A 24,926-nucleotide genomic window follows, 5' to 3' on the forward strand; every position below is an offset into this window, starting at 1 on the left:
AATGAATCAAGCTCAAGAAAACAATTACCAAAAAAATAGGGATCAGGGAGAGTTTATCAAAGGCGAATTCCGTAAATACTTAAGGTATTGGTATTGGTTCGTTTTAGGCGCCATATTAGCATTTATTGGTGCATACATGTATTTAAGATATACGCCTAAGGTTTATACTGCCGCCGCTAAGATAAAAATTTTAAATAAAACAAAGGGTTTAGAAATGCCATCATCGGCGTTTATATTTAATCGTTCTAATATTAATCTTGAGAATGAGATTGAAATTCTTAAATCCTATCGTATTATAGAAAATGTAGTAGATCGATTAGATTTAACCATGCGATTTTATGAAGAGGGAAATGTGCTTACCACAGAAATCAATCATTTACCGTTTAATATTATCAAGACCATTAGTAACGATAGTATTTATAATGGTTCTGCATATAGAATTAATGTAAAACCTGAGGCATTTGAAGTGACGTCATCAGCTAGTGGAAAAACCTTAGTATTTCCGCAATTTGATACCACTAAATCCAATCATAATCTTCCTTTTGAGTTAAGTTTAGATAACCGAAGGAGTATTGGAGAAATTGGTGGGAAGACTTATATCGTAAGGTTTTCTTCAGTTCAAAGTGTAACCAATGCTTTAAAAGGACGAGTGAATATAAGTATGCTGGGTAAAAACAGTGATTTACTCCAGTTAAATTATACCAGTCAGAGTAAGGCTTTAAACGAACGTATTCTAAATACCCTAATTGAAGTTTTTAATGACGACGGCATTAATGACCGTCAGGAAGTCTCTAGACGAACTATAGAATTCATTGATGAGCGATTTGCGAAATTAGCTAGGGAATTAGATTCTATAGAGGTTGGTATTAAGGATTATAAGCAAAAAAATAATTTAATTACTTTAGAGTCTGATGCAGAATTGGGTATGACTCAGCGTACCTTATCTGAAGAAGAATTATTTGAAATAGATAGGCAATTGATGATATCTAATCTTCTTAAAGAAACCGTTGAGACCCCTAACCCTGATTCAGGATTATTACCAGCAAATATAGGTATCGATAATACAAGCATTAATGGCCTAGTTGATAATTACAATGCACTCGTTTTTGAGCGTGATAATTTAATTACTAGTGCAGGTGAAAATAATCCTAACGTCATTATTTTAAATTCTAAATTGAAAGACGTTAAATCCAATATTATAGCTTCCATTGATTCTTATTCTAAACAATTGAGCGCTTCTAGAACACAATTAATGCGAAAGAATAAGCGATTTTCTTCTCAAGTATATAGTTTACCTGCTAAGGAGAAAGCAATGACTGACATTAATAGACAACGTGAAATTAAGCAAAGTTTGTACCTTTTTCTCCTTCAAAAAAGAGAAGAATCGGCAATTAATCTAGCAATTACGGAACCATCCATAAAAGTGGTTGAGTATGCCATTTCTAATGGTACTCCAATTTCGCCAAATTCTAAAAACACTTATTTATTGGCGATTGTAATGGGTTTAGCGGTTCCATTTGGTATCATTTATGTCTTTTTGCTGCTAGACACTAAAATAAAAGGAAGAGAAGATATTACTCAATTAAATTCCAAGGTGCCTATTGTCGGAGAGATTCCCAAAATAAAAACCGATCAACTTATTTTTAAGGATCCTGAAGACAATTCCGCGTTATCGGAAGCATTTCGGATTTTAAGTTCTAATGTTGATTACCTTCTTCCATCTAATAATGAAGGAAAAGGGAAAATTATTTATTGCACTTCTACTATTAAAGGAGAGGGTAAAACCTATATTAGCCTTAATTTATCCTTAGCATTATCAAGTATTAATAAGAAGGTTTTATTAATTGGTGCAGATTTAAGAAATCCGCAGATTCATACACATATTCAAGAGGAAAAACACAAATCAGGTTTATCTAATTATCTTCATGATGTCAATTATAATTGGAAAGACGCCCTAATAAATGGTTTCGATAAACACCCTAACCATCACATTATTTTGTCTGGAAGTATTCCACCTAATCCAGCACATTTATTGACAAATGGACGTTTTAAAAAGCTGATTGAAGAGGCGAAGGAAGAATACGATTACATAGTGGTAGATACAGCACCTACAATTTTAGTGACCGATACTATGTTGATTTCACAGTTGGCAGATGCCACCATATATTTGGCACGTGCTAATTACACGGAGAAAAATCTCTTAAAATTTTCGAGAGATTTATTCGAATCCGGGAAATTGAAAAACATGGCATACGTCATTAATGGTGTAGACACCAATAAATCCAACGGTTATGGTTATAATTACGGTTATAATTACGGGTACAGTGATAAAGAATAATTGTATTTATTATTCAGTTTTTTGATTAGGTGATATATGTCATGATTTTTAAGTGTTTTATGATTTACTTTTATTAGGGAATTATAAAACCAAAAGTCATGAGAACTCTAGAACCAATTTCTACACTAATGTCAACCAATATCATTGCACTCCATAGAGACGATGATCTAGAAAGGGCAGAATTATTATTCAAAAGACATAAAATTAGACATATTCCTGTGGTTAAAGAGGAGGTTGTTATTGGGATCTTAAGCTATACTGATCTTTTAAGGATAAGCTTTGCGGATGCTGTTGATGACACCGAAACGGAAGTCGATACCTTAGTCTATAATATGTTTACCATTGACCAAGTGATGGTTAAAAATGTGGTTACAGTAACTTCTGATACGTCGATTAAAGATGTTGCTAAAATATTGGCCACACAAGAGTTTCACGCGTTACCAGTTGTAGATAACGGTTTGTTGGTTGGCATTGTTACGACCACGGATTTAATCAATTATTTGTTGAAACAATTATAATCCAAGGTGAGCATCTGTTTTAAGAATTAGCTATATCTTTCAGGGTTTTGATGGTCGCCGTCGGATTCTCACTTTTAAAGACATGGCTGCCAGCTACGAAAGTATCTGCGCCAGCATCAACCAGTTTTTTGATGTTTTTATTTGTGACGCCTCCATCAACTTCTATACGAGTATCTAAACCTTGGTCATTGATCATTTTTCGAAGGTTTGTTATTCGTTTATAGGTCACCTCTTCAAACTTTTGCCCACCAAATCCAGGATTAATTGACATTAATAAGATCATATAACATTCAGGCAGAATATCTTCTAAAACGTTCAGAGGTGTCGTAATATTAAGCACAATTCCAGCTTTGCAGCCTGCATCTTTAATCTGCCTCAAAGTACGGTGCAAATGAACAGTAGATTCATAATGAACCGTTATAATATCTGCCCCTACTTTTGCGAATTCTTCAATATAGCGCTCAGGTTTTTCAATCATTAAATGAACATCCAAAGGTTTTCGTGCATGTTTCTTAATAGCAGAAATAACAGGCATTCCATACGATATGTTAGGTACAAAATGGCCGTCCATAACGTCAATATGAAACCAGTCCGCATCGCTATTGTTTACCATTTCTGTATCACGTTGAAGATTGCCAAAATCGGAAGCAAGCATTGAAGGAGCAATTAATTTTGAAGCCATTAAATGTAGTTCTTTTTAGATTTCAGCAAAGGTAAATAAATTATGAAATTAATGATCAAAAGTGATTGAAAGGTTTTTTAGCTTTTTAAGCACGAAGCACGAAGCACGAAGCACGAAGCACGAAGCACGAAGCACGAAGCACGAAGCACGAAGCACGAAGCACGAAGCACGAAGCACGAAGCACGAAGCACGAAGCACGAAGCATGAAGCATGAAGCACGAAAGTTTAAGGTGGGATAAAAAGTGAACCCACGGTAATCAGCCGTGGGTTCTTTCATCAATCAAAAAACGAACAGTTATGTTTGTAACTGTTGTTATCATTATTAGATTAGTCGCTTATGATGCTCAATACTTACAATTTTGTAGGTAATTAAGCGAAGTTGAAGTTAACCTAAATATAGCTTAAAATGTCATTTCGGCTTCGCTCAATGACCTAATATTTATTTTAACTTAATAGCTCGGAAGTTGAGCGTAGTCCAAACTAACCTAAATAGGTCTTTAATATTTTACTTCTAGACGTATGCTTTAAACGTCTGATTGCTTTTTCTTTTATTTGTCTTACACGTTCACGCGTTAAATCGAAAGTCTCGCCAATTTCCTCTAAAGTCATTGGGTGTTGATTGCCTAAACCAAAGTATAAACGAATCACATCAGCTTCACGTGGTGTTAGGGTTTCTAGAGCACGTTCAATTTCAGTTCGTAACGATTCGTGTAATAAATCTTTATCAGGATTTGGCGATTCACCACTACGTAAAACATCGTATAGGTTTGAATCTTCACCTTCAACTAAGGGTGCATCCATACTGACGTGACGACCAGAATTTTTTAAAGATTCCTTGACATCATTAATCGTCATGTCTAATTCTTTTGCGATTTCTTCTGCAGAAGGTGGTCGCTCATGACTTTGCTCTAAAAAGGCAAAAGTCTTGTTGATTTTATTAATAGAGCCAATCTTGTTTAGCGGTAAACGCACTATTCGGGATTGTTCTGCTAAGGCTTGTAAAATGGATTGTCTAATCCACCAAACGGCATAAGATATAAATTTAAAACCACGGGTTTCATCAAAACGTTGTGCGGCTTTAATTAAACCTAAATTACCTTCATTAATCAAATCTGGTAATGTCAACCCTTGATTTTGGTATTGCTTGGCAACAGAAACCACAAAACGTAGGTTCGCTTTAGTTAATTTCTCCAAAGCCAACTGGTCACCAGCTTTGATGCGTTGTGCTAATTCTACCTCTTCGTCCGCGGTAATAAGATCTACCTTACCAATTTCTTGAAGATACTTGTCTAAGGATGCAGTTTCCCTATTGGTAACCTGCTTGGTAATTTTAAGTTGTCTCATTTTAATTTTAAGATTTGTGCAATTTACAACATCATGTTGCTTTTATTATACGTAAGAAAGCAACTAAATGTTACACAATAATAATAAAATTTTTAGAATTTCATCTGCTTTACAGAATCTAGGTTGATGGCATCTACCGTTTCATTAGTAAATTTATAATGGCCACGTTTGGTGATTAACCTAAATCGATAAGATTTAATCTGGCTCAAAGTGTTTAGAAACAACCACTTAGATTTTAGTAATCTTGGTTTCTTCGATTTTAAGCTTAAATCGAAAATGTGTTTTCTACCTTCTTTTTCAGCTACGATATCTGGTGTGACATCAATATCACTACCTTTTTTGTGATAGGATTTTGGTGTTTCATAGCCTTCGATATCAGCTTTAATGTTCGAGTATCCTAAATTTTCGAGATAGGAAATGGACTGATTTAACTCTTCTGCGTACTTCTCTTTGTCTTGTGTTATCATAACCTATATTATAAGGATTTTAATTGAGATATCCAAATTTTTGATCGTAAATTTTTAAAATTTCAAAGGTGAAGTAATTTTTGTTATTTCATACACATCGAAAAAATCAAAAGACTTCCAAATCCATTCATGTCATATGGTTCTTAATCTTGATTCAATCTGCTAACGACAGATACTATACGCGAACTTGTCCATCGCCATAAACATAATATTTATTGGTCACCAATTGGTTTAAACCCAATGGGCCTCGATGGTGCAATTTGTCAGTACTAATGGCTAATTCTGCGCCAACGCCCATTTGTCCTCCGTCCGTAAATCGAGTAGAAGCATTATGGTAAACGGCAGCACTATCCACGTTGTGCATAAATTGCATCGCTTCATTATTATCTTCAGTAATAATGGCAGCCGAATGTTTACCAGAATATTTATTGATAGCGTCAATGGCCTCATCCAAGGATTCCACTTCACCAATCAATAATTTTAAGGCTAAAAATTCTTCGTACCATATATCAATATCTGAAACGGTTTCTTTTTGGGATAAAATATCAGAGATCTTGTCATCTACTATAATTTCAACCTGATGTTTTTCTAGTTTTTGCTGAAGCATTTTTAGTTTCGTCTCATATTCAGGAAGATTTTTATTGATCAACACCTTGTCTAAAGCATTACAACCGGAAATCTTATCTGTTTTTGCATTAATGATCACATTGACAGCTTTACTCCAATCCGCGTGTTCTGAAACGTATAAAAAGTTGTTGCCGCGTCCACTAACCAAAACAGCGCAGGTAGCATGCGTTTTGACAAAGTTGATTAACCGTTCTCCACCACGAGGGACGATTAAATCTAGAGGCTCGGTTGGGTTTTTTAGAAATTCTTGGGTCTCTTCACGCTTTAAGTGCAACAGTTTAATCCAATCTTTGGACAATCCGTTTTCCTCTAACGCTTCGTGCCAGCATTTTTCAAGAATAAGATTACTATTCAAGGCTTCCTTTCCACCTTTTAATAAAATTTTATTATTGGCTTTAAACGCTAAAACTGCAGCTTCAATGGTAACATCTGGTCGCGATTCATATATAATAAGGATAGTACCAAAAGGTGCCGTTGTGTTTACAATGTTTAAACCGTTTTTTAAAGTACGGTTAGATATTTCCTGACCAACAGGATCATGTTGATCCATTACGGCTTCGACCGCAGCAATCATTTCATCTACTTTTTTATCATTCACAATCAAGCGGTCATAAAGGGCTTGGTCTTCTTTTGTAAAAGCCTCCAAATCTTTTTTGTTGGCTTCGATAATAGCTTTTCTTTCACGACCTAAAATCTTTATCATGGATTTCAGGACCTTGTTTTTTATGTCTGTTTGTAATAATTTCATGTGTATGGTTTTTATTGAAGTTTATTTTAGGCACTAATAAATTTCGTACCCACTTCTTTATTGTTAATGATATCGATAATTACATTTTCACGTTTGCCGTTGGCAATGTAAGTTGGGATATTCTTATTGGCCGTTCCTTTGGCGATTTTTAGTTTTGAAGCCATTCCACCTCGGCCTTCACCTTCTTTTTTAATGGAAGCTTGAACGTATTTTTCAACATTATGATGGGTCTTAACTTCATGAATCATTTTGGAATTTATATCATCTGGATGTCCTGTAAATAGACCATCTGTATCAGAAAGAATAATCAGTCGGTCTGCATCCAAGAGTTCAGCAACTAAACTGGCCAGCTCATCATTATCTGAGAACATGGACATGGATAATGAAACCGCGTCATCTTCGTTAGCAATAGGAATTACGCCTTCGGACAGTAAACCTTCATAACAATTGATCATGTTTCGTCTGTGTTTTCCTGGATCAAAATCACGTTTTGTGGCTAAGATTTGGGCACATCGCATTCCATAATCGTGGAAAATACTATAATAATGTCGCATCATCCTTGGTTGACCCACGGCCGAATAGACTTGTCTCCTCACAGATTTATCTTTTATATCGGTATCTCCCAAGACTTCCATTCCTGCAATTGCAGAGCCAGATGATACTAATACTACCATAATGTCTTCTTCATACAATACGGCAATTTGTCTTACCAACTCTCGTAGCACTGGGCCTAATATTCTATTGTCTTTGTTTGTAAGTACGTTGGTCCCTACTTTTACGACCACACGCTTTATTTCTCTATTCATAATTTTTAGTGTCAAGTTGCAGATTTTGAAAACTTAAATCTTTGTTCCTGCAACTTTGGTTATTGTCTGTAATTTGAATTATTGAGTTATTGGGCTGTTTCGATATTTTGACGAATCAACCACATCCTGTTTTTAGTCTTCTTTACCTAACTCCACCGCTCTGTCAAATGCTGCGTAGGCCGCATCTTGGATGAGTTGTTTTACATTATTATCTTCCATAGAATCAATTGCAGCTTGGGTTGTACCTCCTTTTGAGGCGACTTTCTTTATCCATGACTTTGGTGAAATATCATTTTGGTTGAAGAGTTCTATGGCACCTTCAAAGGTGCTACTTACCAATATTTTTGAATCGTCTTCTGAAAAGCCCATTTTTTGAGCTGCTTCAAGCATAGATTGCATAAAATAAAAGACGTAAGCTGGACCACTTCCTGAAATTCCTGTTGAGGCATCGATAAAATTTTCAGTGTTAACATGAATGGAAGTTCCTGTGGTATCCAGAAGATTCCTTACCGTAATAAGTTCAACTTTAGAAACTTCTTTAGATTCTGTATAAGATGTGACACCTTTACCAACTTGTGCTGGTAAGTTAGGCATAGTTCTAATAACTTTTTTAGCACCCAACTTTTGTTGAATGGTATCTATAGTCACACCCGCCATTAGCGACACAAAAATTTGATGATCGTTTATCATCGATTTCATAGCGTCGAACAAACTATCGCTGTGGTATGGTTTTACGGCTATAAATACAATATCTGCCTTTGGTAAGCAGTCATTTAAAGCATACAGTACTTTGAATCTAACATCCTTGCTAAGACTTTCAATTTTTATGGGGTCAGTATCAAAAATTCTTAGTTTATGCCTACTGAGTAATGACGATTCCGCCATACCTTCTGCGTAGGTTAAACCCATATTTCCTGCGCCAATTACTAATACTCTCATTTTTATATAATTTAAATCACTCTATTAACCGCAAGGACTGTACGGAAGTGCCCAAATAGAATATTGATTTTGAGAATTATGATATTGTGAAATATTTGCGCAATTTATTGATGAACTAATGGCTTCTTTAAGATTTATTTAAGAAAAATTAAATCTGGAAATTTAATAACTGTTGTTCAACTGACAGGCTGTCGGTGACAAAATGTGTGGTTTCAATAAAAAACCTATCAAATTCAATTTTGATAGGTTTTAATAAAATGCTTTAAAATTTATTTGCTTAATTTATTTCAACTCACGCGTTAACCAACCTCTTCTGCTGGCCGTTGCAATGGCATAAGGTGTAATCCAGAATAAAGCGAATGTGTATAGGATGCTATAAGAATAAGCCCAAATACCTTCTGTGGTTTTATATTGACTTGCAAAAAACAAGACTGAAAATGTTGATACGATTAAAATACTGACCAATGTGGACCCTAAAAATAATAAAGGATGCACCAGTACAAAGAATAACATAGAGATCAGTAATGGATAGCTCATTAATATCTTCAAAAATTGGCTAATAAATAAGATTCGCGTCCCTGTTTTTCCTTTTGCTCTAAAATTGGTGAATACATATTTTCCCATTTCAAGATTCTCTCTTACATTGCTTCTTCCCCAGCGAATAAACATTTTATACAGACCCATATATTGGTCTGGTACGTTGGTGTATGCTACAGCGTTCTTTTGAAATAAAACGTGCTTACCTTGTTTCAATATCATATTGGTCATGGCTCTATCCTCTCCAATATCCGATGCTTTTCCCATGAAGGTTTGGTTGATCCATTGTGGCAAACAGTTGTGTACTGCAGTACTTCTGTAAGCTGCTAAAGCTCCTGGCGTGCACATTACAGAATTCAAATAACTTTCTGCAGAACGCACAAACTCAAAACTCATTACAAAACTTACATCCAACATTTTAGGAAGCATTTCATTTTTGTTGTTTAAAACCCTGATGTTTCCTGCAACAGCGCCACATTCTTCGTCTTTTATAAAAGGACTTACTAAATTTCTAAGGGTGTCCTCGGTAACGATGGAATCACTATCTACGGTTACGTAAATTTCTCCTGTTCCTAAATTAAATCCGCGATAAAGCGCGTGACGTTTTCCTTGGTTTTTAGGTTGTTGATATATTTCTAAACGATTACCTAATTTAGCCTTTGCATCTAGCATCCAAGTCCAAGTATCGTCCTTACTGCCATCATCGATAGATATCACTTGAAGTTTATGTTCTGGGTAATTGCTATCCGCTAAGCTCATTAAGGTATCCCAAACTTGCTTTCCTTCGTTATAAGCAGGTACGATTACAGTAACGGTTGGAAGCTCTTCATCCGAAACGGAATCAATGGGCTTGTATTTAAAGTAATTGTAAGCTTTATAAAAAAAGAAAGATGCTTTAAAAGCAAATAGGCCAGTTGCCAAAAGGATAAAAGTATAACCTAGAGTTGTGCTTGCTTTAGCGGCACGGAATTGTTCAAGATCACTGTAAAAAACAGAAAGAAAATAAATACCGATAACTAAAAGTAAAAACGAGCTGAATAATACGATTTTATTTTGAGAGCTTTCTGTTTTTGATTTACTGTTTAAAAATAAATGGATGCCATTTGAGATTTTTTTGGATCTGCTTTTTGAGGCTGATAGGAGTGAATTTGAGGAATTTGTTTTTGATGCCATATATTTTATTTGTAAGATTTTTGTTATAGTGATTAATTAAAACAGATGTACGTTGGCTTTTTAAGTTTAGATTCTTTTTTGTTTTTATTTAACATTAGGAAGTTGAATGATTAAAAATCAATATGATAAAATATACAGGATTAGTATTTTAATGATTTAGCAATTTATAATTGCTTATCTTCAATGTTTAAAAAACTCATTTTTAAACCATTAACAGTTTTTGAAACCATGAATTATGACATCATAATCCGGTTAATCATTCTGATAGGTATCGTTCAGGGTTTTGTGTTCAATGCTTTTGTCTTTCTTAATAGAAAAAAAATTAATATTTCCATAAAGTACTTAAACATCGTAGTGCTGTGTCTGTCGCTAAACAATATAAGGGAATTTGTATATGACGGAAATTACTTATCTGGTGTAATTCTTTATATCTACTTAGCTGTTCCTTGGCATTTTTTAATAGTGCCTTTCTTTTATGTCTTTTTAATCTATTACCTTAAAATTAAAGACGAATATCCTAACTATTTAAAATTCACATTGCTGATTTTTGGTATTGAAATCCTTATTAGAATTGGTTTAATGCTGTTTAGTAAGGATTTTGAATTGCGTTTTAGTGAGTATATTATCATGGAAGAAATTTGCAATGCAGTTTACGCCGTTTTTATATTCTATCATATTATAAGGTTGGTGTTCTTTGATAAAAACGCGTTATCCAAAATTGCGTCATTTGATGATATTCAATGGGTAAAAATCATCTTGAAGGTTGGTGTAGGCATTATGGTTTTATGGATAATTACGGTTGTAATTTATTATTTTACTCGGGAGGCATGGCTTTATGATCCCTTAAAAATCATCTATTCTATACTAATTTATTGGCTGGGATATCAAGGGTTGATTAATTCAAAAACAACCAATGATAGAATCCATATCCGAAGGCAAATTGAAAACCGAGAACCCAATACCCTGTTTGTAATTTCAGTTGAAAAACAAAATGATAAACTCGAAGAAAAACATAGAGCAGATTTTGAAACCATTAAAAATTATGTGGTTAACAACAAACGATTTTTAGATCCAGTTTTTAGCTTGGACCTACTTTCTGAAGAATTGAATATTAGTAATAGTCATCTATCTAAGGTGATTAACACGTATAGCGCCTATAATTTTTCGGATTTTATTAATTCGCTTCGGGTTCAACAAGCCAAAAAACTATTGCTGAGTGATGAATTTAAACAATATACCATTGTGGCTATTGGTTTAGAATGTGGGTTTAATTCTAAATCCACATTTTATGCCGCTTTTAAAAAGTTTACTTCAGAAACGCCAACGTCGTATCGTAGTAGATTTTAAATTATTAATAAACATTGTTTCTATGTCCTATTTCTGGTTCTAAAGAGAATTTCGGATACCAATTCTAGACTAGATACTACTTTAGACACAAGTTATGTTTTGTGTCAAATGTTTTCTAATTGAAGGGTTTTATATGATTAAAATAATGCACTTAGTTTAAAACACATAACATCAAATACTGCATATTTAATTAATCTTAATACAGTTAGAACTTTACTGGGTTGGTCTTGCTCTAAAATCACAATTAATCATGAAAACTTTAGCATTAAAAATTTTTATAGTTTTATTTTTTTCGGTCGCATCTTATGGACAAGAGCAGAGTAAATCTAATAACAAAGTTGCTTTATATAAAGTATGGGTACATACGGATACTGAGAAGGTAAAAGGTTTTTTTTATGATGTGGACGAAAACGGCATTACAATTAGTAAAACAAAAAAAATTGATTTGAAAACCCTTGTGTTTGTACCTGCAGAGAAAATTAATATCATTAAAATAAGAAAACGAGGATCAGTGGCTAAGGCCTCGTTAATAGCAGGATTGGCAGGTGCTACTATGGGCTACGTTATAGGTTTGTCCGACGGAGATGATGATGCAGGCTGGTTTAGTTTAACTAAGGAAGAGAAAGCTACTGCAGGAGGCATTGTTGCGTGCATTCCCAGTGGCATAATTGGCGCACTTATAGGATCCAGTAGAAAGAAAATAACTATAGATTATAAAATGGATAATTATAAGAAGCAATTAGGATTGATGGAAAACTATTCTATGGTTTACCAACTGGGTAATAAATAGTACGAACATCTTAGGTTCAATATGTTGGGGTGTTGGCGGTGGTTTTTCTTTGTACTTGTTAGTCTCTAACAAACCGTACACTTTTTATTAATCCGTTTATTAATCCGTTTTCGATTTCATAAATTGAGACCTATTTAGTTTCAATTCTATTTTCGGTCACTAGTCCATGATTAATCACGTGATTTCCATTTTTAATTTGGTTTATTATCTTTTTAATGAGAAATGCCCAGAAAAGGTCCGGCCATTACCGAGTTCTGTTCTGAACCAATAATCATTTGACATCATTTGTATGCCATTGTAAAGTCCATTCCGCCCTGGCGCATAGGATGATATCCTAGCTATTAATTTTCCTTGCATCATAAACCCTTAATTCGTCTTTAGCCTTGTCTACTGGCTTCTGCTCCTTTTTGCTCATAATTCTAGGATAACCATTTAAAACCTGAGAACATATTTCTAATAAACGAATTTAATTTTGAGAGTTAAATATCTGTTTTTTTAATATGAGTTTCCGAGCCTATTTCTTGTATAATAGGGTAGAAGCAATTCTACAGTAAAGTACTAATCTCATTTATATGAAAATATACGTAACTTTACGTATAGACGTTTTGATTGTTTTGTTTAGTTTTATCTCCTGTAAAAACTATAAAAAGGTTTTGATAGCCCTGAAATATGACGGGATATAATAAACAAAAGTTTTTATGTAACGAGTTAGCTACAAGCCGAAAAAAATGCTCAATAGATTATTCAGGAAAAGGAAGAAAAAATTATCGAAAAGCGAAGAATGGAAAAAATTCGAGCTATTTGAATTATTCGATGATTTAGATTCAGCAGAAAAACTTGTAGCTGAGTATAGTGGTGGATACTCAGGCGTTTTTTTATCAGCAGAAGAATTTCACAAAACATTTTCAGAAGAATTATATGATCTAAAGCAACAAAACGTTCCTGATTTTAAAAACATATGTGTTTGGTTTGCACCAACTTCTGCTTGGGATGATTTTGTAGGAATGGAAGGAATTGAATTAGGTAACAGAATTTTTGAAAGAGCCTATAGATTTTACAATTCTAATAAATAGAAAACATCAACAAAAATGACGAAAAGTTTCTTTATAAATATATGGTTATTCATTCTAATTTTGATTTTAGTTTCATTGTCAATTTGGGGTGTTTTTTACATCGATGATTTAGAATCAAAAATATCAGTCCTTGGAATAGTAGCAGTAATAGTTGCAGCATTTACTTCGGTAATGACAGTGAACATAAATAATAAAAAGGCACGAGAAAGAGAATATGAATTACACATATTAAAAGAAAAACAAAAAGTTTGTGAACACTTTTATAATGCGTTTTTTGAAATTTTTAAAAATGTAAAGAACAATCGAGATGGCCTTACAAAGAAAGCAACTGATGAAATGGCTCTTTTCAAGAAAGGTTTAATGAATTGGGGAAGTGAAGACTTAATTAAAAAGTACGTTGAATATGAGGACAATCTTGATATTAATAAAGGAAACACAAGTGCTATTCTGAACAATGCCGACGGTTTTCTTAGAGATATGCGAAAAGAGCTTGGATTTAAAGATTCTAAAAGTTTAAAACTAATGACATTGCTATTGACCGCAGAAGCAAGAGCTGAATTGGGCTAGTAGCTAAGATATGTATAATTCATTGCTAGTTATAGCCTACTTACGAAAGTCCTCGCGGACATTCTATCTGTGATTTATTTGCTAACTTTAGTGCTTAAACACGCAACGAAATCATACACAATCACGTTACCACCAATGCTAAAAGACAGGCAATACAACAAGAAATAAACGAAAAGTAGATAAACAGATCTAACTTGATTTAAAATCGATAAATTTGATTTCGAAAAATTAGTGAATGGCAAAAAAGAAAAAAATAAATATTATGGTAGCCTCAACAGTTTATCAAAACCGTGATTTGCTTTTGCAAATTTGCGGTATTTTGAACGCTTACGGTTACCACGTTATCAATTCCGAATACGGCACTCTTCATCCACCTTTAGGAATGAACAACACAGATGCTTGTATTGCTGCTGTGGCTGAATGTGATATTTTCTTTGGCATAATCAATCCGATGTATAGCACTGGAATTACACATTTAGAATTTCAAAGAGCTATTGCCATTGACAAACCACGAAGATTTATTGCTCATAGTTTTGTGACTTTCTCACGAAAACTGCTTGCTCAATATATGTTTTCCGATGTAGCCAAAACTCAACGAAACGATTTTGAAATTAAATCCACTTCTGTAATGGATAGTGTTAAAGTGATTGATATGTATAACGATGCAGTTCAAATTAATTTAGCCTATGAAGAACGGAAATATCATTGGGTACAAGAGTTTTTTAGACCAGACGAAGCATTAAGACACGTTGAAACTTTATTCCGTGATATTAAACGTGTAGAAAGTGAATTAGCTATTTTAAACAATCCAGCTCAATGAAAACAGAACAACTTATAAAAGACCTGATAAAACAAGGCGAAAGCGAACAGCTTGATTTTAAGGAAGTTGTTCGTAAAGATGTTATTGGTAAAACTATTTGTGGTTTTTTAAATAACGAAGGCGGTCAGTTACTCATTGGCATTACTGACAATAAAGAAATTAAGGGAATTATAAATGCAAATAAATGGCAGTTTGAAATTGAACAATACTTGATTAAAGAATTAGTACCTGAAGCACCTGTAATGGTTTCAGTTGAAAATTATAGTGACAAGCAATTATTGCTTATCAAAGTTTGGGAGGGTTCAAAGCAACCATACATTTTTAACGGTAGCATTTATTATCGCAGAAATGATAGAACTATTCAGGCATCATCTAAAGAAATTTCTGAGCTTATTCATAAAAGACAGGAAACTGAAATTCATTGGGAACGGCAAGCAGCACTAGGTGTAGAGTTGGAAGATTTGGATTTTGAAGAAATTCAAAAAACTATGGATGCGGCATTGTCTGACAATAAAATGAAAGACATAAAAAAAGAGCCACTTGAATTTCTTTCGTATTATGGACTTTTCCAAAATGGAAATTTTACCAACGCAGCTGTTGTTCTATTTGCAAAAAAACCATCACGGTTTATACCACAAGTAAGAGTTCGTGTTGCCTTTCTAGGTCACGGAAAAACAGGCGATGTTTTTAAAGATGACCAACTACTAGAAGGTAATTTATTTAAGAATATTGAAGCCATTCAAAATTTCTTTGAAAAGCATTTATCGTTTAGCCGAAAATTTGAAAACAACAATTGGAAAAGAACAGATGATTATGTTTTTCCAATGGCAGCTTTACGTGAAGGTGTTATGAATGCTTTAGTGCATAGAGAATATGGTTTAGTTTCAAGTGCTTTATCAATTATTGTTTATAATGACAAACTAGAAATTACAAATAGTGGTAAATCTCCTTATAAACAAAGCGAATTAAAGAAGAGCCATTTATCAATGCCATATAATCCTGATATAGCACATATTGTTTTTCTTAGAGGTTATATTGAAAAGATAGGTAGAGGAACATTAAAGATTATAGATGCTTGTAAACAAGCTGGTATAAAAGCACCAATTTGGGAAATAGGAAAACAGACTGTTAAGTTAACTTTCTTTAGTGATGTTAAACTTGGTGGTGCTATTGAAGGTACTACTAAAGGAACTACTGAAGGAGCTATTGAAGGAGCTATTGAAGGAGCTATTGAAGGAGCTATTGAAGGAGCTATTGAAGGAGGAACTAAAAGAGTTAAAGATAAATTAGCTATTCTATTAACAGCTATTTCAGTTAATGAAGGAAATAGAGTTCCTGATTACAAAGAAGCTACGGGTTTACCTGAGAGTAGTATGGAAAGATATATCAAGCAACTAAAGGATGGTGGTTTAATTGAGTTTAGAGGAGAGGCAGCTCATACTGGAGGTTATTTTTTAACAAAGAAAATGAAATCAAAATTAAAATAGCAGAAAGCAAGGAAGCACTGGTGGTAACACCATATAAGATTAATTGCTAGTTATAGCCTACTGACGAATCCCGATAGCTATCGGGACTCGCGGACATTCTATCTGTGATTTATTTGCTAACTTTAGTGCTTAAACACGCAACGAAATCATACACGAACACCCTTAGGCACAAATTGATAACCAACTTCACTAAAAAAGATTTGAATGAAATTACTACTTCTAATTTTTACAACTCTATTTTTATCTGTTTCTGTATTCGGTCAGGAAAAAACGATTGAATTAGTTCATAAAAAAAGAAACAAGGTTGAATTAATAAAACTCAATAGTCCGATTGTCTTGGTTGTGTCTAAAAAAAGGAAAATCAGAGGAACATTAATTGACTTTGACGAAAATAATTTGACAATTAGGGACAACAAAGGAATTGTAAATAATATAGATATATTAACAATACATAAAATAAAAAGAGACAGGTTTAAGAACAGAAGATGGCTCGAACCTTTCGGGTACATAGGTGTTGGAGCTGGATTAGCTTTAGTTGCAACACCGTTCATTTGGATTTTTGATGGCGGAGCAAAAGCGCAAGAAGCACTTGAATTTGCAGGAATTTTAGCATCTGTTTCTTTTCCTGTAATTTTGATTGGAACATCTAAACGGAGTTTTAATATGAAAAAAATTTGGACTTTAATAGTTAGAGATGAATAAATAACTTGTGCGAACACCGTATATAATTCATTGCTAGTTTAAGCCTACTTACAAAAGTCCACGCAGACTTTCAACTGCCCCCAAAACGTTAAACACAATGTTTAAGAAATTATTAAAACATATTATAGATGTCTCAAAAGAGCTATTAATATTTATTGTGATAGTTGTGATTGCGGAATTAGGTATTTTTTAATGGTATTATCCAATGGACTACTATTTACCCTAAATCGTTCTGTGATACACCTATGCGATTAACTATTTTAGTAATTCCCTCTGCTTTTCCAATTCTTATTAAAATTACACCTATAGAGTATTGACTGCATTTACCGTCTTTTGAATTTTCAATAAAGAACATAAAAAAAGCCCAACATTACTGTTGGACTTTAGGGTTATATAACTTAAAGAAGATTAATCCTCTTTTTTGTCTTGTCTAGGCTTACGATCATCACGTCGGTTATCACGTCCGCGATTGTCTCTTCCTCTGTTGTTATCACGTCCACCACGACTGTTATTGTCTCTTGGTGGTCTTTCCTTGAAACCTTCTGGTTTTGGTAAAATCGCCTTACGGGATACTTTTTCCTTACGCGTTCTAGAATCAATGCCGAAGTATTTTACATCAAACACATCGCCCATGTTTACCACATCAGATACATTTTCTGTACGTTCCCAAGCTAATTCAGATACGTGCAATAGTACTTCGTTTCCTGGAGCATCCATATACTCAACAACAGCGCCAAAATCTAACATTTTGATCACTTTTACTTCGTAAATGCTACCCACTTCAGGCTTAAATAAAATGGCATCTATTTTTGCCATTACAGCCTCAATACCTTTTTTACCAACACCTAAAATTTCAACAATACCTTCTTCAGTTACTGGATCTTCGTTAATAACGATAGTGGTCTCAGTTTCCTTTTGCATTTCTTGAATCACTTTTCCACCAGGCCCAATCAAGGCTCCAATAAATTCATTTGGAATTCTTCTGGTTACCATTGTTGGCGCATGTTCTTTTACTTCAGCGTTTGGCTTAGCAATAGTATCCGTTAACTTCTCTAAGATATGTAAACGACCATTACGTGCTTGCTTTAATGCATTCACTAAAATCTCGTATGATAATCCTTTTACTTTAATATCCATTTGACAAGCGGTAATACCGTCTGCAGTACCAGTCACTTTAAAGTCCATATCGCCTAAATGATCTTCATCACCTAAAATATCGGACAATACCGCGTATTTTCCAGAATCTCCATCAGAAATTAATCCCATAGCAATACCAGAAACTGGTTTTTTCATTTGCACACCAGCATCCATCAATGCCATTGTACCAGAACAAACTGTTGCCATAGAAGACGAACCGTTAGATTCCAATACTTCAGAAACCACACGTACGGTATAAGGACAATCCTCAGGAATCATACCTTTTAAGGCGCGTTGTGCTAAGTTACCATGACCAACTTCTCTACGAGAGGTGCCACGGATGGGTCTTGCTTCACCTGTACAAAAAGGAGGGAAGTTATAATGTAAATAGAAACGCTCTTCACCTTCGTAAGATGGCATGTCTACTTGATTGGCATCCCTAGATGTTCCTAAAGTTACGGTTGCTAAAGCTTGAGTTTCTCCACGTGTAAATATTGAAGAACCATGAACAGATGGTAAATAATCGACCTCACACCATATCGGTCTAATCTCGTCGGTTTTTCTTCCGTCTAAACGTTGGCCTTCATTTAAGGTCAAGTCTCTAATAGCCGCTTTTTCGGCAGCACGATAATATTTTGAAACCAAACCACCAAAGTCCTCTAATTCTTCTTCAGAAAAAGTGGCTTTGATTTCTTCTTTGATTTCAGAAAAGGCAGCACTTCTTTCGTGTTTCGATGATCCCGCTTTTGCTATGGCATATACCTTATCGTAAGCCATATCATGAATTTTATTAGCCAAATCCTCGTCTGATCGTTCTTCAGGATACTCACGTGTTTCTTTCTTACCGAAAGCTTCAGCCAATCTCAATTGTGCAGCACATTGTACTTTAATAGCTTCATGCGCAAACTTAATGGCTTCTGTCATTTCTTCTTCAGAAATCTCATCCATTTCACCTTCAACCATCATTACGGAATCCGCAGAAGCTCCGATCATCATATCGATATCAGACTCTTCTAATTGCGAACGTGTTGGGTTAATGATAAATTCGCCATTCACACGGCCAACTCTTGCTTCAGAAATGGCACATTCAAATGGAAAATCTGATAATTGGATAGCAGCAGAAGCAGCTAATCCTGCCATGGCATCTGGCATAACGTCATCATCATGAGACATTAATTGAATCATCACTTGTGTTTCTGAGTGATAATCTTTTGGGAATAATGGACGTAAAACACGATCCACTAAACGCATCGTTAATACTTCGCCGTCACTTGGTCTTGCTTCTCTTTTAAAGAAACCACCAGGATAACGCCCAGCCGCTGCAAATTTTTCCCTGTAATCTACCGTTAAAGGAAGAAAATCAAGATCTTTTTGTTCGTAATTGGAAACTACTGTACATAATAACATACATTTTCCAGACTGCACCACAACGCTACCATGCGCTTGTTTTGCTAATTTTCCGGTTTCGATAGAAATTTCTCTACCGTCTCCTAGGTCAATGACCTCTCTAAAAACTTTTGGAATCATAAATTTTTTAATTCTTGAATTTTTCCGGGACTTCGACTACGCTCAGCCACCAAAAATTCTGTTAAACAATGGTCTCCGCCTAACTGGACGGACAGGGTTGTGTTGTTGTGTGTAGTTGTTGTGTGACCTCTTAAGTCGTGACCAATGAAAAACCATTGTCCTGATTTCCTGCCTGTCGGCAGCCAGGTGTTTCAGGACCTGCTTAATTTTAAATTCGAATTTTAGACGCTTTCGTTTGCGTTATTTCACTTCGACTTCGCTCAGTGACCGAAGTTTCTTTGTATTTATCAAAAAACCACGCTGTTAGGCGTGGTCTTTTTATTGAGATTATTTTCTTAATCCTAATTCTTTCACTATTGCACGATATCTTAAGACATCTTTCTTAGTTAAGTAGTCTAGTAATGATCTACGTTTACCAACTAATTTTACTAATGAACGCTCCGTATTATAATCTTTGCGATTATTCTTTAAGTGCTCAGTTAAGTGATTGATTCTTGCTGTAAATAATGCAATCTGTCCTTCTGCAGATCCAGTGTCCTTTGCATCTTTACCGTGTTTTTTGAAAAGTTTTTCCTTTTCCTTTTGATCTAAATACATGCTAATATTATTGTAAATGATTTTTATGTACACGAAAGCCTTTCTTTCGAGCGGCAAATATAGTGTTTTTTTGTGATTTGGGTTTTTTTTCGTAACTTTTTGATGTTAAATACAATAGTAACCATAATTTAATTCAGTTTACCCTTACTAAATAATAGCTTTCAGTAGATTAATCCTTGTAATTCTAACCAAATGAAAGTGTCAAATCATCTGCGGAATTTCTCTAACGCTTACGACGTTTTAGAGCGCACATTTAATAATACCTACAATGGCATTGCTATTGTCAATTTAGACGGAAATTGGTTAAAAGTCAACGAGAGCGTCTGCGAAATTTTTGGATATACAAGATGGGAACTCTTCAATATGGACATTAATAATATTGTCTATGCCGAAGATCTTGCGGTTCACGAAGAAAAATTTGAAAAACTTATCAATGGGGATATTGACAAATACCGTGTAAAACAGCGTTATTTTCATAAAGATGGTTCCATTATTTGGATGTTGATTTCAGTGTCCTTAGTTTACTTTAAGGAAGGTAGGCCTCACATGATTTGGCAATTTAACGATGTGACCAATCGCCAAAAAAGTCAGGATAAACTAAAGCTGATGTTAAGGGTCGCAAAAGAACAAAATGAGCGGTTGACGTCTTTTGCCAACATTGTGACCCATAATTTAAGGTCGCATTCTGGTAATTTATCATCTTTAACTGACTTTCTAGAAGAGGATTACTCTAATTTAAGCCAGAATGAGAATTTTCAATTATTGAAAACGGCTATTGAAAATTTACAAGAAACAGTATCTCATTTAACCGAGGTGGCAAGAATTAAGGAAATTGAAGATTCTAAAATGGAATCCCTTAATCTTTATGACTTTGCGGAAAAAGCGACCTATAATATTATTGCATTAGCGCAGAATGCAGAAGCCATAATATATAATGAAATTGATGAAGATGTCTGTATAAAAGGCATTCCAGCATACCTCGATAGTATCATTCTTAATTTTCTTACCAATGCCATAAAATATAAATCAGACAAAAGAAGGCTCATTATTGAACTAAGATCTATTATTCAGGATGATTTTGTGGTACTCACTATTAAAGATAATGGTCTTGGTATAGATTTAGATAAATTTGGAGACACCCTTTTTCAAATGTATAAAACCTTCCATAATAACAAAGATGCTATTGGTATAGGGCTTTTTATAACAAAAAATCACATTGAATCGTTAGGCGGAAAAATAGAAGTGAAAAGTGAGGTTGATGTTGGAACCGAATTTTCTATCTGTTTTAAGAAAGCTTAAAAAGTGCACCATCGCTCAGATGTATTTGGTTAAAAGTTGTAAAATTATATGCATTTGAGCTAATAGTACCTATTGATCTTAATTATTTTTGAATGTTAACTTGAATCCTTTCTATGCCAAAACAAATTGAATTATATAAAAATAAACTTTTTCAGAACATTTTTAAATATGCCAATGGTGGAATCGCAATTGTTAGTCCTAAAGGCAAATGGATAAAGGCGAATCAAAGTGTACTGGACTTATTGGGTTATACAAAGGAGGAATTTTACCAAATGAGTTTTCAGGATATAACACATCGTGATGATTTGGAGCTGGATTTAAAATCTATGCAGCAACTCATAGATGGGGAAATAAATAATTATCAAATTGAAAAACGTTATTTCCATAAAAAAGGCTATGTGGTTTGGGCCTTGCTATCGGTTTCTTTAGTGAGAGACGAAACTGATGAACCTATCTATTTTATTTCACAGATAACAGATATTTCTGAGCAGAAATCGGCGACCTGGCACATGGAATTTTTAATGAATGTTATTAAAGGTCAAAATGAAAAGCTAAAGGATTTCGCACACATTGCCACCCATGATATCAGGACACATGCTGGTAATTTGAGTTCTATTACAGAATTTTTGGAAGAAGAATTAGAGGACATCTTAATTTCGAATGAAAATTATAAGATGCTGAAGGACTCATTGTCTAATCTTAATGAAACCCTTAACCATTTGAATTTAATTAGACTAGATAAACCAAAGAAATTTAATGCGCTAAATCAGTTATCACTTTACCAATACGTAGAGAATTCTATATATAACGTAAGTGCCTTGGTAAAAAAGGAAAATGGTACAATTATCAATAATGTTGATAAAGACTTGAAAATTTTGGGTATAGAAGCTTACTTGGATAGCATTATTTTAAATTTTCTAACCAATGCCATAAAATATAAGTCAGAGAAAAGATTACCAATTATTGAGCTTACGAGTGCTTTGAAAGATGAATATTTGGTTCTTAAGATAAAAGACAATGGTTTGGGCATTGATCTAAACACTCATAGTGATAAATTGTTTACATTAAATGGTACTTTTCATGAACATCATGATTCTAGAGGTGTAGGGTTGTACATTACCAAAAACCATATAGAAAGTATTGGCGGCAAAGTGGAAGTAGAAAGTGAAGTCGGTAAAGGGACATGTTTTTCAATTTACTTTTTAAGTGCTAAAAATTATATGCATCCTGTTTTAAGCTGAAAATAGATTATACCATTTTTTTAAGAACGATAAATACCTTACTAGAAACTGTTTTCATGTCATAAGGGTGGCGTAAATTAAAGAAATTGATGGTACTAAATACTAAGTTTCATTCTAGATGGTTATGCAAAGGAAACATCCTATTACCGTGGTTCAGAACACATAATTCAATGGAAAAATGAATAATTTTTTTCAATGATTAAACCTTTTGTTAAACTCTTAGTCTTAACAATATATTAACAATGAACTCGTTACATGTGAATAGCTTATTATGAGCACATTAAAAAAAGTTGTCATGAAAACATTACATCACAAAATCGAAAGAATGATAAGCAATGATTTGGGAAAAAATTTTAATTCATTTAAAAGAGCAGTGCTAAGTCTTGCGGTTTTAAGTTTAATGTTTACTTCTTGTAGCAATGACAGTAATACCATAGAACCCGAAAGCCAACTGGAAGCAACTTTAGAGTTACAGCGTTCAGCCGAAATCGATCAAATTGATATCGTCTTGGGCGATCTCGTTATTGAGGTTTATGAAGAGCAAGAATCTGGTATTGCCGATAGAAATCCACAAGATGGAACTATTCCAGGATGTGTGACTATTACGATTGTGGCTCAACAAAGTTATCGTCAGGTCACTTTAGATTTTGGTAGTGAAGGTTGCCTAGTGCGGGGACATTTGGTACGCGGACAAATAATATTTGATTATACCAGAGATCCCGGAGCACAACAAATTATGATTAACTATAATTTATTGGATTTTTACTTTGATGCCAAAAGCGTGGTTGCAAGTCGCTCTATTTTAAGGGAGCGATCTAACGATAACGGAAACCCACAGTTTACGCATAGTCTAGATATCACTGTAATTTGGCCAAATGGAGCGGAAGCTGCAAGGGCAGGTACAAAAATTAGAGAATGGGTTGAAGGATTTAGTACAGCTGATTTCAGTGACAATATTTTTGAAATCACAGGGAATTGGAACGCAACTTTTGTCAATGGTAATTCTCATACATACACCGTGTTAAACCCTATACGCAGAGCGGTTAGTTGTCCTTATTTTGGTAGTGGTACTTTTGATGTACAACGAACCAATTTTGGTGGTATATTGGATTATGGAGATGGAGCGTGTGATGACCAAGCCACCTTTACTTTTAACAATGGTGTAGAAATACCGATTACTTTAAATTAGTAATTGTCAGTTTCGGTTGATTAGAATAAAAAAAGCGAGCCTACTTCGACTACACTCAGTAACCGACGGCTCGCTTTATGTTTTTAGGCAGTTCGTATGGGTTGATTCTTTATCAAATCGAGATATAGATTTACTTTTTTCTTTAAGTCTCTTCGATGTGTTATGAAGTCCAGGAAACCATGTTCCAATAAAAATTCGGAAGTCTGGAATCCTTCAGGTAATTCTTTTCCAGTTGTATCGCGTACAATTCTTGGACCAGCAAAACCGATTAACGCGCCAGGTTCAGCTATATTGATATCGCCTAACATTGCAAAAGAGGCTGTTGTACCACCAGTTGTTGGATCTGTACATAGTGAAATGTAAGGAATGCCAGCATCGGCCAATTGTGCTAGTTTTACAGAGGTTTTAGCTAATTGCATTAAGGATAAAGCAGCTTCCATCATTCTGGCACCTCCAGATTTACTAATGATCATCAATGGGATTTTCTTTTTCAAGGAATAATCTGCCGCTCTAGCGATTTTTTCGCCAACAACACTTCCCATGGAACCACCAATAAAACTAAAATCCATACAAGCAATCACTAAATCTTCTCCATTAGATTTGCCAACAGCTGTACGTACGGCATCTTTTAGATTGGTTTTTTCTTGGGCGGCCTTTAAGCGGTCCGGATATTTTTTGGTGTCTTCAAATTTTAGTGGATCCTTAGAGGTTAAATTAGGATCTAGCTCTTTATATTTATTATCATCAAACAGAATCTGAAAATATTCATTACTACCAATTCTCACATGATAACCATCTTCTGGACTTACATAAAAATTCTGTTCAAGTTCTTTAGTGTCTATTATTTTTCCTGTAGGAGATTTGTACCAAAGGCCCTTCGGCGTGTCTTTCTTTTCTTCCGTAGAAGTATGTATACCTTTTTCTTTTCTTTTAAACCAAGCCATATCGATTTAATATTTAGGATTTACGAT

Annotated in this window: 23 protein-coding genes; 12 read left to right on the forward strand and 11 right to left on the reverse strand. The window is 34.3% G+C overall.

The window, feature by feature from the left end:
• The first annotated feature begins 1 nt into the window (after window position 1).
• Entirely contained in the window at window positions 2–2,338 is a 2,337-nt protein-coding gene (locus HM987_RS02690) for a GumC family protein (RefSeq protein WP_179004986.1), read from the forward strand.
• Window positions 2,339–2,436: 98 nt separating this feature from the next.
• Complete coding sequence (locus HM987_RS02695) at window positions 2,437–2,856, forward strand: CBS domain-containing protein (protein ID WP_179004988.1); 420 nt, start codon at window positions 2,437–2,439, stop codon at window positions 2,854–2,856.
• A 19-nt stretch (window positions 2,857–2,875) separates the two neighbouring features.
• On the opposite strand, the gene rpe is transcribed toward HM987_RS02695, so the two are convergent.
• The 7 genes from rpe to HM987_RS02730 all read right to left on the reverse strand — a co-directional run bounded on the left by rpe (window position 2,876) and on the right by HM987_RS02730 (window position 10,179).
• The gene (rpe, locus tag HM987_RS02700) at window positions 2,876–3,538 is read right to left on the reverse strand and encodes a ribulose-phosphate 3-epimerase (protein ID WP_179004990.1); all 663 of its coding nucleotides are present in this window, start codon (window positions 3,536–3,538) and stop codon (window positions 2,876–2,878) included.
• 480 nt (window positions 3,539–4,018) lie between these two features.
• Window positions 4,019–4,882: a sigma-70 family RNA polymerase sigma factor gene (locus tag HM987_RS02705; protein WP_178990209.1), complete on the reverse strand. Its 864-nt coding sequence runs from the start codon at window positions 4,880–4,882 to the stop codon at window positions 4,019–4,021.
• A 92-nt stretch (window positions 4,883–4,974) separates the two neighbouring features.
• A complete protein-coding gene (locus tag HM987_RS02710; protein WP_179004992.1) occupies window positions 4,975–5,349 on the reverse strand; it encodes a hypothetical protein in 375 nt (124 codons plus the stop codon).
• A 175-nt stretch (window positions 5,350–5,524) separates the two neighbouring features.
• Window positions 5,525–6,724: a glutamate-5-semialdehyde dehydrogenase gene (locus HM987_RS02715; protein ID WP_179004994.1), complete on the reverse strand. Its 1,200-nt coding sequence runs from the start codon at window positions 6,722–6,724 to the stop codon at window positions 5,525–5,527.
• Between the two features lie 26 nt (window positions 6,725–6,750).
• Window positions 6,751–7,530 carry a glutamate 5-kinase gene (gene proB, locus HM987_RS02720; protein WP_179004996.1) on the reverse strand — a complete coding sequence of 260 codons (780 nt, stop codon included), beginning with the start codon at window positions 7,528–7,530 and terminating at the stop codon, window positions 6,751–6,753.
• Window positions 7,531–7,662: 132 nt separating this feature from the next.
• Window positions 7,663–8,469, reverse strand: coding sequence for a pyrroline-5-carboxylate reductase (gene proC, locus HM987_RS02725; RefSeq protein ID WP_179004998.1), 807 nt, complete (start codon window positions 8,467–8,469; stop codon window positions 7,663–7,665).
• Between the two features lie 282 nt (window positions 8,470–8,751).
• The gene (locus HM987_RS02730) at window positions 8,752–10,179 is read right to left on the reverse strand and encodes a glycosyltransferase (protein ID WP_179005000.1); all 1,428 of its coding nucleotides are present in this window, start codon (window positions 10,177–10,179) and stop codon (window positions 8,752–8,754) included.
• Window positions 10,180–10,362: 183 nt separating this feature from the next.
• On the opposite strand from HM987_RS02730, the gene HM987_RS02735 reads away from it, so the two are divergent.
• Complete coding sequence (locus tag HM987_RS02735) at window positions 10,363–11,526, forward strand: helix-turn-helix domain-containing protein (protein WP_179005002.1); 1,164 nt, start codon at window positions 10,363–10,365, stop codon at window positions 11,524–11,526.
• 250 nt (window positions 11,527–11,776) lie between these two features.
• Complete coding sequence (locus HM987_RS02740) at window positions 11,777–12,316, forward strand: hypothetical protein (protein WP_179005004.1); 540 nt, start codon at window positions 11,777–11,779, stop codon at window positions 12,314–12,316.
• Between the two features lie 204 nt (window positions 12,317–12,520).
• Here the strand turns inward: HM987_RS02740 and HM987_RS02745 are convergent, their stop codons facing one another.
• Complete coding sequence (locus tag HM987_RS02745; RefSeq protein WP_179005006.1) at window positions 12,521–12,676, reverse strand: T9SS type B sorting domain-containing protein; 156 nt, start codon at window positions 12,674–12,676, stop codon at window positions 12,521–12,523.
• Window positions 12,677–13,044: 368 nt separating this feature from the next.
• Here HM987_RS02745 and HM987_RS02750 point away from each other — a divergent pair, with 368 nt between their 5' ends.
• From HM987_RS02750 to HM987_RS02770, 5 genes are all read left to right on the forward strand, one after another.
• Window positions 13,045–13,389, forward strand: a complete 345-nt coding sequence (locus HM987_RS02750) for a hypothetical protein (protein WP_179005008.1) — start codon at window positions 13,045–13,047, stop codon at window positions 13,387–13,389.
• Window positions 13,390–13,449: 60 nt separating this feature from the next.
• On the forward strand, window positions 13,450–13,956 hold the full coding sequence (locus HM987_RS02755) for a hypothetical protein (RefSeq protein ID WP_179005010.1): 507 nt from the start codon (window positions 13,450–13,452) through the stop codon (window positions 13,954–13,956).
• 235 nt (window positions 13,957–14,191) lie between these two features.
• Window positions 14,192–14,776 carry a DUF4062 domain-containing protein gene (locus HM987_RS02760; RefSeq protein WP_179005012.1) on the forward strand — a complete coding sequence of 195 codons (585 nt, stop codon included), beginning with the start codon at window positions 14,192–14,194 and terminating at the stop codon, window positions 14,774–14,776.
• Window positions 14,773–16,263, forward strand: a complete 1,491-nt coding sequence (locus HM987_RS02765; protein ID WP_179005014.1) for an RNA-binding domain-containing protein — start codon at window positions 14,773–14,775, stop codon at window positions 16,261–16,263. Before HM987_RS02760 ends, HM987_RS02765 begins: the two co-directional genes overlap by 4 nt.
• A gap of 204 nt (window positions 16,264–16,467) precedes the next feature.
• Window positions 16,468–16,965 carry a hypothetical protein gene (locus HM987_RS02770; RefSeq protein ID WP_179005016.1) on the forward strand — a complete coding sequence of 166 codons (498 nt, stop codon included), beginning with the start codon at window positions 16,468–16,470 and terminating at the stop codon, window positions 16,963–16,965.
• A gap of 408 nt (window positions 16,966–17,373) precedes the next feature.
• On the opposite strand, the gene HM987_RS02775 is transcribed toward HM987_RS02770, so the two are convergent.
• Entirely contained in the window at window positions 17,374–19,629 is a 2,256-nt protein-coding gene (locus HM987_RS02775; protein WP_179005018.1) for a polyribonucleotide nucleotidyltransferase, read from the reverse strand.
• Window positions 19,630–19,956: 327 nt separating this feature from the next.
• A complete protein-coding gene (gene rpsO / locus HM987_RS02780; RefSeq protein ID WP_179005020.1) occupies window positions 19,957–20,226 on the reverse strand; it encodes a 30S ribosomal protein S15 in 270 nt (89 codons plus the stop codon).
• Between the two features lie 192 nt (window positions 20,227–20,418).
• Here rpsO and HM987_RS02785 point away from each other — a divergent pair, with 192 nt between their 5' ends.
• From HM987_RS02785 to HM987_RS02795, 3 genes are all read left to right on the forward strand, one after another.
• A complete protein-coding gene (locus tag HM987_RS02785; RefSeq protein WP_179005022.1) occupies window positions 20,419–21,525 on the forward strand; it encodes a sensor histidine kinase in 1,107 nt (368 codons plus the stop codon).
• Between the two features lie 113 nt (window positions 21,526–21,638).
• Entirely contained in the window at window positions 21,639–22,766 is a 1,128-nt protein-coding gene (locus tag HM987_RS02790; protein WP_179005024.1) for a sensor histidine kinase, read from the forward strand.
• 295 nt (window positions 22,767–23,061) lie between these two features.
• Window positions 23,062–23,955 carry a hypothetical protein gene (locus HM987_RS02795; RefSeq protein WP_179005026.1) on the forward strand — a complete coding sequence of 298 codons (894 nt, stop codon included), beginning with the start codon at window positions 23,062–23,064 and terminating at the stop codon, window positions 23,953–23,955.
• A gap of 83 nt (window positions 23,956–24,038) precedes the next feature.
• Here the strand turns inward: HM987_RS02795 and accD are convergent, their stop codons facing one another.
• Window positions 24,039–24,899, reverse strand: a complete 861-nt coding sequence (gene accD / locus HM987_RS02800) for an acetyl-CoA carboxylase, carboxyltransferase subunit beta (protein ID WP_179005028.1) — start codon at window positions 24,897–24,899, stop codon at window positions 24,039–24,041.
• Window positions 24,900–24,926 lie beyond the last annotated feature (27 nt).

Origin of the sequence: Winogradskyella forsetii, from assembly GCF_013394595.1 — a bacterium.
In the GTDB taxonomy this organism is placed as follows: Bacteria; Bacteroidota; Bacteroidia; order Flavobacteriales; family Flavobacteriaceae; genus Winogradskyella; species Winogradskyella forsetii.